General features: G+C 42.2%; 12 protein-coding genes and 1 rRNA gene. 9 read left to right on the top strand and 4 right to left on the bottom strand.

Annotated elements, in window-relative coordinates; genetic code table 11:
- The first annotated feature begins 3 nt into the window (after window positions 1-3).
- From rrf to NJD71_RS11645, 4 genes are all read left to right on the top strand, one after another.
- Window positions 4-117, top strand: a 5S ribosomal RNA gene (gene rrf / locus NJD71_RS11660).
- 113 nt (window positions 118-230) lie between these two features.
- A complete protein-coding gene (locus tag NJD71_RS11655; RefSeq protein WP_319052112.1) occupies window positions 231-452 on the top strand; it encodes a hypothetical protein in 222 nt (73 codons plus the stop codon).
- A 378-nt stretch (window positions 453-830) separates the two neighbouring features.
- On the top strand, window positions 831-1661 hold the full coding sequence (locus tag NJD71_RS11650; RefSeq protein WP_319052111.1) for a nucleotide-binding protein: 831 nt from the start codon (window positions 831-833) through the stop codon (window positions 1659-1661).
- Window positions 1662-1783: 122 nt separating this feature from the next.
- Complete coding sequence (locus tag NJD71_RS11645) at window positions 1784-2473, top strand: DUF3885 domain-containing protein (RefSeq protein WP_319052110.1); 690 nt, start codon at window positions 1784-1786, stop codon at window positions 2471-2473.
- Between the two features lie 51 nt (window positions 2474-2524).
- Here NJD71_RS11645 and NJD71_RS11640 read toward each other — a convergent pair whose 3' ends face one another.
- Window positions 2525-2785 (bottom strand): DUF1289 domain-containing protein, encoded by a 261-nt coding sequence (locus tag NJD71_RS11640; protein WP_319052109.1) that lies wholly within the window; start codon window positions 2783-2785, stop codon window positions 2525-2527.
- 188 nt (window positions 2786-2973) lie between these two features.
- On the opposite strand from NJD71_RS11640, the gene NJD71_RS11635 reads away from it, so the two are divergent.
- From NJD71_RS11635 to NJD71_RS11625, 3 genes are all read left to right on the top strand, one after another.
- Window positions 2974-3627 (top strand): YqiA/YcfP family alpha/beta fold hydrolase, encoded by a 654-nt coding sequence (locus NJD71_RS11635; RefSeq protein ID WP_319052108.1) that lies wholly within the window; start codon window positions 2974-2976, stop codon window positions 3625-3627.
- Window positions 3628-3737: 110 nt separating this feature from the next.
- Complete coding sequence (parE, locus tag NJD71_RS11630; protein ID WP_319052107.1) at window positions 3738-5624, top strand: DNA topoisomerase IV subunit B; 1887 nt, start codon at window positions 3738-3740, stop codon at window positions 5622-5624.
- A 177-nt stretch (window positions 5625-5801) separates the two neighbouring features.
- A complete protein-coding gene (locus tag NJD71_RS11625; RefSeq protein WP_319052106.1) occupies window positions 5802-6491 on the top strand; it encodes a lysophospholipid acyltransferase family protein in 690 nt (229 codons plus the stop codon).
- Window positions 6492-6596: 105 nt separating this feature from the next.
- Here the strand turns inward: NJD71_RS11625 and NJD71_RS11620 are convergent, their stop codons facing one another.
- A complete protein-coding gene (locus NJD71_RS11620) occupies window positions 6597-7379 on the bottom strand; it encodes an SDR family NAD(P)-dependent oxidoreductase (RefSeq protein ID WP_319052105.1) in 783 nt (260 codons plus the stop codon).
- Between the two features lie 294 nt (window positions 7380-7673).
- Between NJD71_RS11620 and NJD71_RS11615 the strand changes: the two genes are divergently transcribed.
- A complete protein-coding gene (locus tag NJD71_RS11615) occupies window positions 7674-9179 on the top strand; it encodes a hypothetical protein (protein WP_319052104.1) in 1506 nt (501 codons plus the stop codon).
- 203 nt (window positions 9180-9382) lie between these two features.
- Here NJD71_RS11615 and NJD71_RS11610 read toward each other — a convergent pair whose 3' ends face one another.
- Window positions 9383-11047 carry a mechanosensitive ion channel gene (locus NJD71_RS11610; protein ID WP_319052103.1) on the bottom strand — a complete coding sequence of 555 codons (1665 nt, stop codon included), beginning with the start codon at window positions 11045-11047 and terminating at the stop codon, window positions 9383-9385.
- Window positions 11048-11509: 462 nt separating this feature from the next.
- Here NJD71_RS11610 and NJD71_RS11605 point away from each other — a divergent pair, with 462 nt between their 5' ends.
- Complete coding sequence (locus NJD71_RS11605) at window positions 11510-12241, top strand: FKBP-type peptidyl-prolyl cis-trans isomerase (protein WP_319052101.1); 732 nt, start codon at window positions 11510-11512, stop codon at window positions 12239-12241.
- A 146-nt stretch (window positions 12242-12387) separates the two neighbouring features.
- On the opposite strand, the gene argA is transcribed toward NJD71_RS11605, so the two are convergent.
- Window positions 12388-13710 carry an amino-acid N-acetyltransferase gene (gene argA / locus NJD71_RS11600; RefSeq protein WP_319052100.1) on the bottom strand — a complete coding sequence of 441 codons (1323 nt, stop codon included), beginning with the start codon at window positions 13708-13710 and terminating at the stop codon, window positions 12388-12390.
- Window positions 13711-13987: the final 277 nt, after the last annotated feature.

Here is a 13987-nt window from a genome sequence, read left to right as displayed (position 1 = left end):
TTTGCTGACGACAATAGCGCGATGGCCCCACCTGATCCCTTCCCGAACTCAGAAGTGAAACATCGTTGCGCCAATGGTAGTGTGGTTCGCCCATGTGAGAGTAGGTCATCGTCAGCTCTCTATTCTAGATTTGCCCCTTGATACTTTAGTGTCAAGGGGCTTTTCTTTGGCTGGAATTTCCTAAAGCTCAGATGCACCTGTCGGTAGTCGGTAAATGGGCGTACCAGTCGATGGTAGAATCATTCAGCGCGAAACCTGCGCCAGTCCGTATTCGCATGATGGGCGGTACAGTGCCAACGGCAGAGATTGTAGATGCTCTGCAAGTGCCGTTTGTTATCGTACCTTTGGTCAACGCTGACAATAATCAGCACGCTGCCAATGAAAATATGCGCATGGGTAACTATATTAATGGCGTACGTACTCTTTATAGTTTAGTTACTAGTCCTTTATAAATGAGAAAGTAAAGCAGTAATAGCCCAATCGCTGACGAAAAGAGCACGATGTAAAATTTGTTAATTGTCGGACTCAGAAGTGAAATATCTTATAATCGATAGTAGTGTGGTTCGCTGACGTGAGAGTAGGTCATCGTTATCTTTTTATAACTAAAGGTCTTCAATCAATTGTGTGATTGGAGACCTTTTTATATCTAGCCTTTGGATCTCAATAAGCTTTATTTTTTGAAAGTATTATATTTAATACTTTTGATTTTGTTATTTACAAATACGAAAGAGTGCAAGATGTGATTTTTATTGCTATATTATTTAGGAGATTATGGCATTATTTTTAGGATTTTAAATTTTTGACATTTAATAAAGTACGGAGATTATGAGTTGAGAAAACCCCGATTATTTATTGCATCCTCAGTTGAAAGTATTCCAATTGCCGAAGCTGTTAATGTCAATCTAGATCATCAGTTTGAAGTTACTATTTGGACAGGGGGTACTTTTAAACTCTCATCTTCAACTATTGAAGATTTAGTTGAGAAGTCTTCTACTGTCGACTTTGCACTGTTTATTTTTGCACCAGATGATGTAGCTGTAATTAGGGATGAAAATCAACATATAGTTAGAGATAATGTAGTATTTGAACTTGGTTTATTTATTGGTGCTATTGGAAAGAAACGTTCTTTTATTCTTAAGCCTCGTGATATAGATATACATCTACCAACTGATTTATTAGGTGTGACGCCTGCTGACTATGATGTGAATCGTTCAGATGGTGATTTAGTTTCTGCAACTAATAGGGCTTGCTCATTAATTAAAATAGAAGCTGCTAGTTTAGGTATTCTAAATCGTTCTAGTCTTTCTGAATCGAAAGCAATTATTGCGAATCCATCAAATTACAAGTTGAAAGAGCAAGACTATAGATTTTTAGCTTCTTGTCTTCAAAGTCAAGTTGCTAATCCTATTGGTTTACCTTTTTACATGATAAGTAATAATATCAATGGGATAGACGATGCTGTTCTTCAGCTTTCTTTAGTAAAACTAGAGCGCATGGGTTTTTTAAGCAAATCTATAGAAATAGATCACCAAGAAGGTTATGAGTTCTATGCTTACTCTATAACTGAATTAGGGGTTGATGAACTTTTAAAAAATGAAGAAGCTCTTCAACTAAAAGTATCTAAGTCGGTGAACAGTTTTGATGACCATATTCCGTTTTGAAGAATATAAAGTAGTGTTAATCACTGGTTTTCCATAAGCGTTTCATAAGGTAGTGTATTGCTTGCTTTACAAATTATTCGTAGTCGACTCATACACTGTTTAGTTTAGGGTTAAGGAATATTATGAGTAAAAATTCAAACTGGTATGCTTTTCAAAATTTTATCAAAACTAATTTTCCTGATAGTAATTTACATCCTACAGAGTCATTTATTAGTCATACCAACCATTTAAGATTTGAACTAGGCGATGGTTTTGAAAACGGTACCATCAAAAGAGTTGATCATTGTGTAAAAAAAGCAGTTAAGATTTTTGAGTCTGTATTTAACGATGAAGATGAAGTCTACATTCTAATTAACTCCTTTAAACATGACGGAGGTGGAGAGTTTTATAAGCCAACGAATGGGTATCTAGAAGCACAATTTTCGTATTTTGACGAAATAATTAAAGATGAGAATATTGTTATAACTTCAGAAACTGACGAGTTTTATGATATTCAAAAAGAAATTTCAGAGATAATGACAATTACTACTCATCATATTCAGAAAATATTTAGAGTAGATCTTGCCTCAGTAAACTATATCAATATCCTTAGAGGTACTGCTAATCTTGAAATGGGTTTATCCCCAGCAATAAGTGACAATATATACTTTATTAACAAATCTAAGAAAATCGTCTTTTACATGTATGATGATCGTGGGTGTATGGTCTATTCATCAGATATAGAGTCTATTCGATTTTTATATGATAACCTCTATGAATGGCTAGTTGAGTACCATATAGAAACATTCGATCATTTATTTCGACGCAAATAATGAATAGAAGCTAAGCAGATTTGCTCTAGTAACCAAAATTATTCCAAAGTATCAAAACAACAAACCCATCTCAACCTCTTCTTCAAAATCAAATCCTAGCTGCTCGTTTTTGCGCAGCCGCATAAGCTCAATACGCAGCTTACGTCCTGCGATAAGCCTCAGTACCTCACGTTGCTGCTCTGTCGTCATATGATGCCATCGTTGGCGCTCGGCTCGACTGCGCAGGCAACCAAAGCAATAGCCTTTTTTATTGCTTTCACAGACACCGATACAAGGGTTGTCAATGTCGAACAGCTCAAACTGTTGATTCATGGCGACTCCATTGCTATTACCATCATTCCTTTGACTGGCACCAGACGATTATGATCATATTATTATGTCGCAAATACCGACTAATAGTGTGCCGTTTTATTGTTATTATTTTTGCGCATCGGGTGCTATGCTTAGCGCTACTAGCCTATATAAGACAATCATAACAAAATTAATAAGTGAGATAATACGTGAACCTGATTTATATCCATGGACTGGACAGCGATGCGAACTCGGCTAAAGGGCTGCTGTTAGACAAATACTGCCAGCATCATCATCCTGATATCACGGTGCTGCGTCCTGATTTGAATAAATCGCCTGCGCAAGTTCGTGAGAAGTTGTTGTTATTGATAGACGGGTTAAACAATAGCAAAGATGAGCAGACCGAATCTTCCAGTACGGTATTGGTTGGTAGCTCATTGGGTGGATATTTTTCTACGTTAATCAGTAATAAAATGGGTTGCCCTGCATTACTACTAAACCCTAGTACGCAGCCACATATTACGCTACAGCGGTTTGCTGATGAGTCTGTATTAATCGATAGTGGTAAAGCAGCATTGTCTGAAGATTATGTTTTACATTCGACAGCAGGCGGCTGGGATATAACCAATGCTGATTTGCAATGGTTTGCAGATCATCAAATCTCTCAAGTTAATTATCCCAACAAAATTGCTGTACTGCTTAAACAGGGTGATGAGCTATTAAGCTCTGAGTTGTCTCAGGACTTTTATGAAGGGCAGGGCGCATCAGTAACCGTACAAGCAGGCGGCGATCATCGCTTTAGTGATTTTGGTGAGCAGCTACCGATGGTAATAGAGATGCTACAGAATTTAGTAAAAACCTAAACAGACGACATTATATGACGTGAACGATGGACTATTGACCTTAACGTCGCTGTTTTTGGTTATAATGGTTTTATAGAGTTAAACGCACATGAATAGTTAAGGATGCATTTGTGAGTCAATATAATGCGCAGTCGTTAGAAGTTTTAGAAGGGCTTGAACCCGTACGTCGTCGCCCGGGTATGTATACCGATACCACGCGACCAAACCATTTGGCGCAAGAGGTCATTGATAACTCGGTGGATGAAGCGTTGGCGGGTTATGCCAAAACCATCAAGGTGCAGCTGCACAGTGATGGGTCGCTGTCTGTCAAAGATGATGGGCGCGGTATGCCGACTGATATTCACCCTGAGTTTGGTCAATCAGGCATCGAGCTGATTTTGACCCGCTTGCATGCGGGTGGCAAGTTCTCGACCTCCAATTACGAAGTGTCTGGCGGTCTGCATGGTGTGGGTATTTCTGTCGTCAATGCGTTATCCACGCGTGTTGAAGTAACGGTATGGCGTGATAGTACGCAGTTTGATATGGCGTTTCAAAACGGCGCACCTGTGACGCCATTGACAGAAGCAGTCAGCTCCAATAAACGTAAACGTGGTACCAAAGTGCATTTTTGGGCCGATGGTAGTTTCTTTGATACGCCCAAATTTAATGTCAAGCAGCTCAAACACAATCTAAAAGCCAAAGCGGTATTGTCTGCGGGGCTAACGATTGAGTTCACCGATGATATCAATGATGAAAAGGTCGTTTGGCAATTTACTGATGGGGTGGTCGAGTATCTAAGCGAGCAATTAGATGGTCTTGAGACGCTACCTGAAGCACCGTTTTATTATAACTACGATGCAAAAGCAGGCGAACGTGCGGGTGTGACCTTTGCGTTGTCTTGGTTACCTGAGGGCGGTACGCCGATTCAAGAAAGCTATGTGAACCTGATCCCGACGGCTCAAGGCGGTACGCACGTCAATGGTCTGCGCACGGGTATCTTAGAAGCGTTACGTGAGTTTTGTGATATTCATAACTTGCTACCGCGCAGTGTGAAGTTAACTGCAGAAGATGTGTGGGATGGAGTGAACTATATCCTATCCTTGAAGTTCTCTGAGCCGCAGTTCTCTGGACAGACTAAAGAGCGCTTATCGAGCCGCGAGGCTGCTGGCGCTGTACAGACCTTGGCAAAAGATGCTTTTAGCTTATGGCTCAACCAACATGCAGATATGGGTACGCAGATTGCGGAATTGGCAATTAATAAAGCAGGACGACGCCTAAAATCCGCCAAAAAAGTCGCTCGTAAGAAGATTACCCAAGGGCCAGCATTGCCAGGTAAATTGGCAGATTGCCGCGGAGATCTGCGTGATGGCGCGGAACTGTTTTTAGTAGAGGGTGACTCGGCAGGCGGTAGCGCTAAGCAAGCGCGTGATCGTCACTATCAAGCGATATTACCCCTGCGTGGTAAGATTTTAAATACGTGGGAAGTGTCCTCAGATACGGTACTATCGAGCCAAGAGATTCACGATATCGCCATTGCGATCGGTGTGGATCCGGCTTCTGATGATCTGTCCGAGCTACGCTATGACAAGATATGTATCTTGGCAGATGCTGACTCTGACGGACTGCATATTGCGACACTGATCTGTGCGTTATTTGTGAAGCATTTCCCTGCGCTGGTCGATGCGGGTCATTTATTTGTCGCGATGCCGCCGCTCTACCGCGTGGATGTGGGTAAAGAAGTACATTATGCGTTAGATGAGCCAGAGCTTGCGCATATTTTGTCCAATGTACCGGGTAATAAGAAAGCGCAAATCACACGCTTCAAAGGTCTGGGTGAGATGAGCGCTGAGCAACTGCGTGAGACGACGATGAGCCGAGACACGCGTCGGTTAGTGCAGTTAGATATGGATGACATGGTACTGACCAATGGCATTATGGATATGCTACTGGCAAAGAAACGTGCCGCTGATCGCAAATCTTGGCTGGAAAGTAAAGGCGATTTAGCTGATATTTCTTAATCGATATCAGTGAGTCTTGAGAAATATGTGCAAGAGTGAACGACATAGGGTATTACTTATATTTATGACTGAGCGCTCTTGTACGTAGTAAAAGCACGCAAAATTCAGCCTAGTCAAACAGGCTTAATGTTATCATGTTAGTACCTTTCACTATATTGTACTGCCATGATGCCAAAGATGTTTAAACGCTCTAAGTCTGCTACTACTGAGTCTGCGCGCTCAAAGATACTGCCGAAGCTCAGTAGAAAACAAGTGGGTGATAATGTGCCTAGGCGCGGTAACAAAGTGTCGCCTGTGATTGGCTTGTGGCTCATGAAGACATTGGGATGGCGAACGGTTGGTGATATTCCTAATATCTCTCAGGCTGTGGTATTGGCATTACCCCATACCTCTAATGTTGATGGCGTTTATGCACTTCCTAGTTTATTTGCGCTAGATTTAAAAATTAGTATCATGGCAAAGCATACGCTGTTTAGAGTGCCAGTATTGTCTCAGCTGCTGTACTGGATGGGGATTATTCCGATTAATCGCACTGAAAAAGGCTCAGTACTACAAGCCAGTATTGATAAGTTTAAGACAGGTGAGCCGCTATTTTTGGGCTTATCACCAGAGGGTACACGGCAGTATACTGAAAGCTGGAAGACAGGGTTTTACTATTTGGCGCTCGGTGCTGGCGTGCCTATCTTGCCAGTCGCGCTGGATTATAATACCAAAGAAGTTCGTTTTTTATCTTTAGTACATCCAACTGGAGATATTGAAGCGGATTTGCCAAAAATTTATGCTCAATACCAAGGTGTCATGCCAAGGCATCCTGAGCGTTTATCGCAGCCGCTACAAGATATCAATAACGCCGCTAAATCTGAATAAGCCTTTTTTATTATATTTCTAAAGATAAAAAAGCCCCTGATACTATGTTATCAGGGGCTTTTTTTGAGTGATTTTATTGTGGCTGTTAACTTAAATAGCAAAATACTAGAACTGTGGCTGACCGTTAGAGGCGCTGACACCGCCATCAACAGGCAGGTTCACCCCAGTAATCATAGCAGCGTCGTTACTGGCCAAAAAAGTAATGGCAGCGGCGATATCTTCTGGGGCAGCCAAACGCCCAAGTGGACAACGGGCTAGGAATTTGTCTGTCTTATTGTCATTGTCTTGAATGGCAGTGGTCATACTGGTCTTAGTCACACTTGGATTGACAGCGTTGACGCGCACACCGTCAGGGCCATGATCTAGCGCCAGCGTACGCGTTAAGTTGGTTACGCCTGCTTTGGCAGCGTTGTAGGCGGCCATATTCCAGTCGCCACCCATACCTGAGAGGGATGAGACATTGACGATACTGCCTTTGGTTTCTATCAAATGGGGCATCGCCGCTTGTGAGACATAAAATGTACCATTTAAATTAACATCAATGGCTGAGCGCCAGTCTTCAGCAGACAGATCTGTTATCTTACCTTGAGTCGCTTTTCCAGCGTTGTTGACCAAAACATCAATCCTTTCAAACTTATCGATAGTATGCTTGATCATCTCCTGTACTTGGCTCTGTACGCTGATATCGCAAGTGACACATAGATAGTTATCAGTATGAATCCACGTATGATCTTCTGGAAACTGTTCTGCTGTTTTTGCTAAGGTATCAGCAGTACGCCCCACCAAAACCACTCTAGCACCTTCTTCAGCAAAGCGAATGGCAGTGGCACGGCCAATACCTGAACCTGCTCCAGTGACGATCACGGTTTTTTCTTTAAAACGCTTCATAATGCTCAATCCTTGTTATTATATAGTGCTGATTAAAATTTGATAAATGAACCTAACAGCGGTGCGTGAATGCAGCCTATAATTATAAAATCTACGAACAAGTAACACCGCTTTGATATCATCATAACAAGTCATTGCGTTGAAAGCGACTGTGTCTGATGGTGCTTATGTAGCGTAATTTTACAGTCGTAAATGCACTAAAGTACTAGCAATGATATTAGTAAAAACGCTATGGTTTTGAGAAGTCAAAAGGCGACTAATCGCCTAATATACGATAATAAAAGGTTGGAATTTGTGTCTCAGTCCTCTACTGCAATATCTGATGAAAGTTATCTTGCTAGTGAGCTTGCCTGTTATTTACAGTCAGCTGCGATAGGCGTCACGCTGCCTGCTATACAAACAGCTGGACAAAAATATGATGCTGGTCAATATCTCTACCAACTCTCAGCAGGCAAGCTGCAACTGCTGGCGTTGACACTGTATTTACCTTTAGATACCAGTTCAGCTGATATTAGTGCAGCACGTATGACTGCGGTAAAATCTGCCCTCGCATGGCATAAGGCATTAGCTTCTCAAAATAAAAGCACCGAAAGAAACGACATCGAAAAAAACCGCACCGAAAGTATCGACACCAACACTAAAGACATAGAGCCCGCTTGCCATGATGTTTTAGTTGTCGATATTCAGCTGACTGATGAGGAAGAGAGGAGTGCAGCACATACTGATAGTCATCAGACCAAACCACCCAGTCGTCTAAAGCATGACTTCGGCGCTCGCTATTTTTTGGAGGATTTGGTGGTAGATATGAGTGAGGCTGGGCCACAACTACACGTGTTCAGCTGGCACGACTGGCAATCGGTCTTGGTAGCGGTACAGACCCCTTGCGAGTTATGGCGGTTTTTGAGTTATCATTTAGCACAGTTGCAATACTCGGCTATCAGTCATGCGCCAAGTTTTGTATCAGAAGAAGTACTCGCGGCTCAGTTTTTGCAAAGTCCATCTTTATTGGCGCCTGCTATCACAGTAGATAATACGCTTATCAAACATGAAACTCAGGATAAACCCAATCCAGCACTTGTCACCATGGCGCTCGCGTACAAAAATCAGAGCGCAACTGCCCAGATGTATCATCAGCATATGCAACAAGCAGCGACACTATGGTCGCAGTTAAGTGCACAGATGATAGCAATGTATCGTGAAAAGCAGACAGCGACAGACGATCAAACACAGCCAGATATCTCAGTGTCTCGCTGGCAGCAACAACTGCTGGATGAGTCGTTGTTCTCGCGGCATGAACTGGTCCGTACGCTATATAGACATCCTAAGCAAAGTGATAAGCTGAGACAAGATGGTTATGTGGTACATCAGCATTCTTACGAGAGCTTGGGTCGGCACTATGTGCTCATATTCTATGGTCAGGATGCTCAGGCAAATAACAGCAAAGCGGCTATCCAGCCGAATCTAGCAAAAATTGCACAGGACGTAGCGACGCGCTTGCCAATAGTAGAGTTACATCATATCGTTGTGCTTGGTATTGATTTTATTACTGAAGATAATGAGACATTTATCGATATTGATGTATGGATACAGCCAGTCGATACGATGACTCAAAGAGAGCGGCAGCTAACTAAGCAAATACAGCAGCTAAAAAAGCAGGAATCGCAAAATAACGTCCAAAGAACAAATAAGCAAGCTGATCAGAATGCTAAATCTGATAACAATGACGAGAACAATAATAAGCCTGCTAAGTTACCTCAAATACAGCTAAGTCTTTCTATACCTGCAAAAAAAGACAAATAGGGATTGATTATTGTAGAGATTAACGATTTCTGCAAAGTAGTTTTTAGAGCAGGGTGGTTCTGAGTCAGGTGCTGTTTCAACATGGTTCCAATGTCGTTTCAATTTTTTATACCCTACCTCTAAGCGATTTCTACTAATACGCGCATAAAAAAAGACAGCCTAGGCTGTCTTTTTCTTATTTAAAAGTAAGGCGTTATGGATGCTTACTTATTGATATCATCGTTAAGATTGCTACCAGGAAGCGTCTGATCACTGTTGTAGATGTCATTGGTATCTACGCGAGGCGTCTCGATAACATCAGTACGCAAGTCAGTAGTTGACGTAGTAGCAGCTGAAGGCGTATTTTCACGTACTGAATCAGCAACTTTCTCTTGCGTCGATGAGTTTGGCGTGACTGCAGACTTTGCTTTCGCTTCGTCACGTTCACGATCCATTTTGTCTTGCATCTTACGTAGGAAGCGTGCAGCTGCTTCTTGACCACCAAGACCAAATGATAGGGCAAAGGCAACGGCTACGGCACCTAAAGTTAGACCAAATGCTAGATTAACGATCGAATCAGCAATACCCATTGCTTTTAGACCCATAGCAAGTACAAGACCCATGATCAATACACGTACGATATTTGCTAAGAACTGTGAACCTTGCTCAGAACGTTCAACAACGCCTGCAATGATATTGGCAAGCCAGAATCCGATGAATAGGATAATCGCACCTAATACGATGTTGGCACCAAAAGCGATGAACATCGTGATGATGCCTGATATAGCAACAAAACCTAATAGATCGGCGGCTGCAATGGCTGCAAATAGCATAGCAAAGAAGATAATCGCATGACCAACTAAGTCCGATACTCTCTGGCTGCCCATGGTTTCTTGCAAGCCAACTTTGGCAGGCAATTGGTTCACTTGCGTATTCTCAAGCAAACCTTTAACGATATTGGCGACCATACGAACAACATAGAAAGTCACTACTAGGATAGCGACTGCCATAAAGATATTTGGCAATGCTTCCATAATTTTGTTAAGCATATTGGTCGCAGGACGAGCAATTACTTCGATTTTCAATGCATTTAACGCAGCAATAATCGTTGGAATAATAACTACTAAAAATGCTAGCGAACCTGCAATGTTAGGTAGGCTGTTTTGTTCACTTAAGCCTGCTTTTGACGCCAATGCTTGAACGTTAAACGTAGAAACAAGATTGGTCACAATGCCGCGTACGACTTTGGCAATGATATAACCAACGACAAAGACCACACCAGCGATGAGGATGTTAGGGATAAAGCTGAAGATTTTGTCGACCATATTGGTCAATGGTGCAAACAAACCATCAAGCTCTAGCTGACCGAGTACCATGGTCAAAACAACCAATAAGATGAACCAGTAAACCATATCAGCGATGGTGCTGCTCATCGGTTTTACGCCGGCTTGTGCGCTTAGACGCTCGTCCATCGTTGTTTTAGAAAGCGCCGCATTGATTGCAGTGCGTGCGACAGTGGCGATGACCCAACCAATCACACCAAGCGCAATCGCACCGATGAGGTTAGGGATGAATGCCAATACTTGATTAACCATATTTGCAAATGGTGCCGAAATTGAGTTTAAGTTTAGTTGGCTAAGCGCCCCTGAAATAGCAATGATAAAGATAAACCAAAAAACAATCTTGGAGATAATTCCCTCAAGATCGTAAGTTTTACCAGTTGAAGAGTTCATGCGTTGATTAAGATTGACTTTAGAGAGCACACCGCGGACAAGTGCTGCGATACCGAGTGCGACCAGCCAACCAATGATAAATATCAAAATAGCGCCAATGATAGAACCGATAGGCCCACCAAGATAACCGTTAAAAGATGTGTACATTGGATTCATCTTATCCTCCTTGAATCATCCTATAGGTAACACTCAAAAGTATTGTTAGTACAATCACTGTTGAACGAGACAAATATACAGATGGTTTATTATAAATAGTGTCTTTAAATTGAGTTATGGAAAGATATTATCATTTTCGAATAAAGAGGATTATCAAAAGTATCAGGCTGGTTTTTAGTTATCGCTTTGCTACTGACACTCATATACCAATGATAAATACCAACATTCGATTACTTATCTCCTTAACGAACTCAGCTTAACTGAACTATTGATGGATTTAAAGACAGAAAGCTTTACCCGACACTATATTTGTGTGATAACTTGTTATTATCACAGGAAATATTTACACAGACTGTACATTCGCCCGATAATTTTGCGCAAAGCGTGGTTCCCAAAACTAAGATTTGTTATTATAGAGAAATGTGACATCTCGCCACTATTCTTACAATTAGAGAGTACTTTATGAAAAAAATCACTACTTTAAGCGTTAGCGCTCTTGCTAGTGCTATTTTGTTAATGACAGGCTGTAGCACCAATAACGGCAGTCAAGAAACAGCTGCTCAAAGCGTTTCTATCACAGAGCAAAGCTCAGCAAGTGAAAAAGTGGGCTATAGCTTAGGCTTCATGATGGCAGAAGGTAATAAAGAAGCAGTTAAAGATCTGAACCTAGATACTTTTGAAAAAGGCTTCCGTGATGGCTATGAAGGCAATGACTCAGCATTGACTCAAGAGCAGATGCAAGAAGTATTGATGACCTATCAAAAAGAACAAGAAGAGCAGTTCGTCAAAGACATGGAAAACAAAGCAACAGAAAACAAAACAGCAGGTACTGCATACCTAGCAGAAAATGCGAAGAAAGAAGGCGTTAAGCAAACCGAGTCTGGCTTACAGTACAAAGTACTAAAAGAAGGTACTGGTAAATCACCAAAAGCAACTGATGTGGTGGAAGTAAACTACGAAGGTAAATTGATTGATGGTACCGTATTTGATAGCTCTTATGAGCGCGGTGAGCCAATCGAGTTCCCACTTAACCAAGTCATCGCTGGCTGGACAGAAGGTCTACAGTTGATGAAAGAGGGCGGCAAATATGAGTTTTATATCCCATCAGATATCGCCTATGGCGAAGCGGGTAATGCGGGTATCGAGCCTAACAGCACGCTTATCTTCACGGTTGAGCTATTGAGTGTAAAGTAAGTATTTAGCGCGTGAAATAAGTATCTAGCGAATAAAAAGCCTTCATAATGATTATGAAGGCTTTTTTTGCGCAAATATTTTAGCTTTGATTGATATTACCCTTGTTAGAGCAAGTCAAATAAGAATAATATCAGCTTGGCTATCCTCTATAGGTTCTTTTGAAAGACTTTAGAGTTGCGACCATTATGGTACTGCTCTTGACGTGATTCTGGTAAGGCATCTGCTTCAACTTCAGCAAAGCCTTGCTCAACGAACCAATGCGCGGTACGAGTCGTCAAAACAAATAGCTTATGCAAGCCATGACTGCGCGCTTGTTGCTCCAAGAACGCAAGTAAGTCAGCACCGCGACTACCACTGCGATACTCAGGACGTACGGCCACACAAGCCACTTCTGCTGATTCAGCATCTAACGTATGTAGCGCGGCACAGCCCAAAATCATACCATCACGCTCGATGACACTATAATTATCAATTTCTTGTTCTAAGCGTTCACGTGAGCGGCTGACTAAGATGCCTTGCTCTTCTAGAGGGGATAGCAGCTCGATAAGACCAACCACGTCATCGATATTGGCACGGCGAATCTCTTCGTAAGGGTCGTGGCTGATAAGCGTACCAGAACCATCACGAGTGAATAGCTCTTCTAGTAGTGCGCCATTTTTGGCGTAGGAGATGATATGTGTGCGGTGTACCCCTTGGCGACATGCTAGGCTTGCGCAGTTTAAGAAGTAATTGATTTCACAGTTTAGATCACGGTCGCGCAAGAAGCGATCCACTTCGTTGGGAATCATCTCATGTAATAAACGATCACCATCATTGATGCCAGCTTCCTCACCCAAGAAGATAAGCTTATCGGCTCCTAACGCTACTGCAGCACTAAGCGCAACGTCTTCAGCGAGCAGGTTAAACACTTCACCCGTTGCCGAATAGCCCATAGAGCCTAGTATCACGGTGTGGTCGTGTAATAAATTGTTTTTGATGGCTTCCACATCGATAGAACGAACTTCGCCCGTCATTTGATAATCAATGCCTTCACGGATGCCATAAGGGCGCGCCGTCACAAAGTTACCTGAGATGGCATCAATGCGCGAACCATACATAGGCGAATTGGCAAGTCCCATCGACAGCTGTGCTTCGATCTGTAAACGAATAGCGCCAACCGCCTGTAGGATGGCTGGCATCGCGGCACGCGGTGTGATACGGATATCTTGATGTAGCGGAGACTCAATATTGTCGTCTTTGAGGTTTTTTTCGATTTGTGGTCGCGCCCCATGCACCAGTACCAGCTTGATGCCCAAACTATGGAGCAAAGCAAAGTCATGAATCAGTGTGCTGAAGTTAGGATGATTGACCGCTTCACCGCCAAACATGATCACGAACGTTTTGCCGCGATGGGTATTAATGTATGGGGCAGAGTTACGGAACCAATGGACGTATTCAGGATTAATCTGGGGCATGGAACTAGTAGTCATAATGGGAGCAGTAGTCGTTAGAATAAGAAAGAGTGCGCAGCAAAAACATGCCTTACGCTAAAGATTTACCATAGCAAAAAACGCGGTTATGAGCTATCTTTTATTTCAGCTGTGTTCGGGTGTTTCATCGCAGTATTCTGATATACACAACCTCAACACGGGGTTAATGTACACACAAAAGCTTTTTGCTATGCTAAGCGCTATTGCTTTACGGTTAGCGAACGAAGATAATCATAAAAATAGTGATTTTTTAAGAAGTAACCTTGTAGGAAGTAAC

The organism is Psychrobacter sp. PP-21 (genome assembly GCF_033790785.1).
Lineage (GTDB): Bacteria > Pseudomonadota > Gammaproteobacteria > Pseudomonadales > Moraxellaceae > Psychrobacter.
The sequence above is the reverse complement of the archived record's forward strand: the minus strand, read 5'-3'. Positions and strand labels throughout refer to the sequence as shown.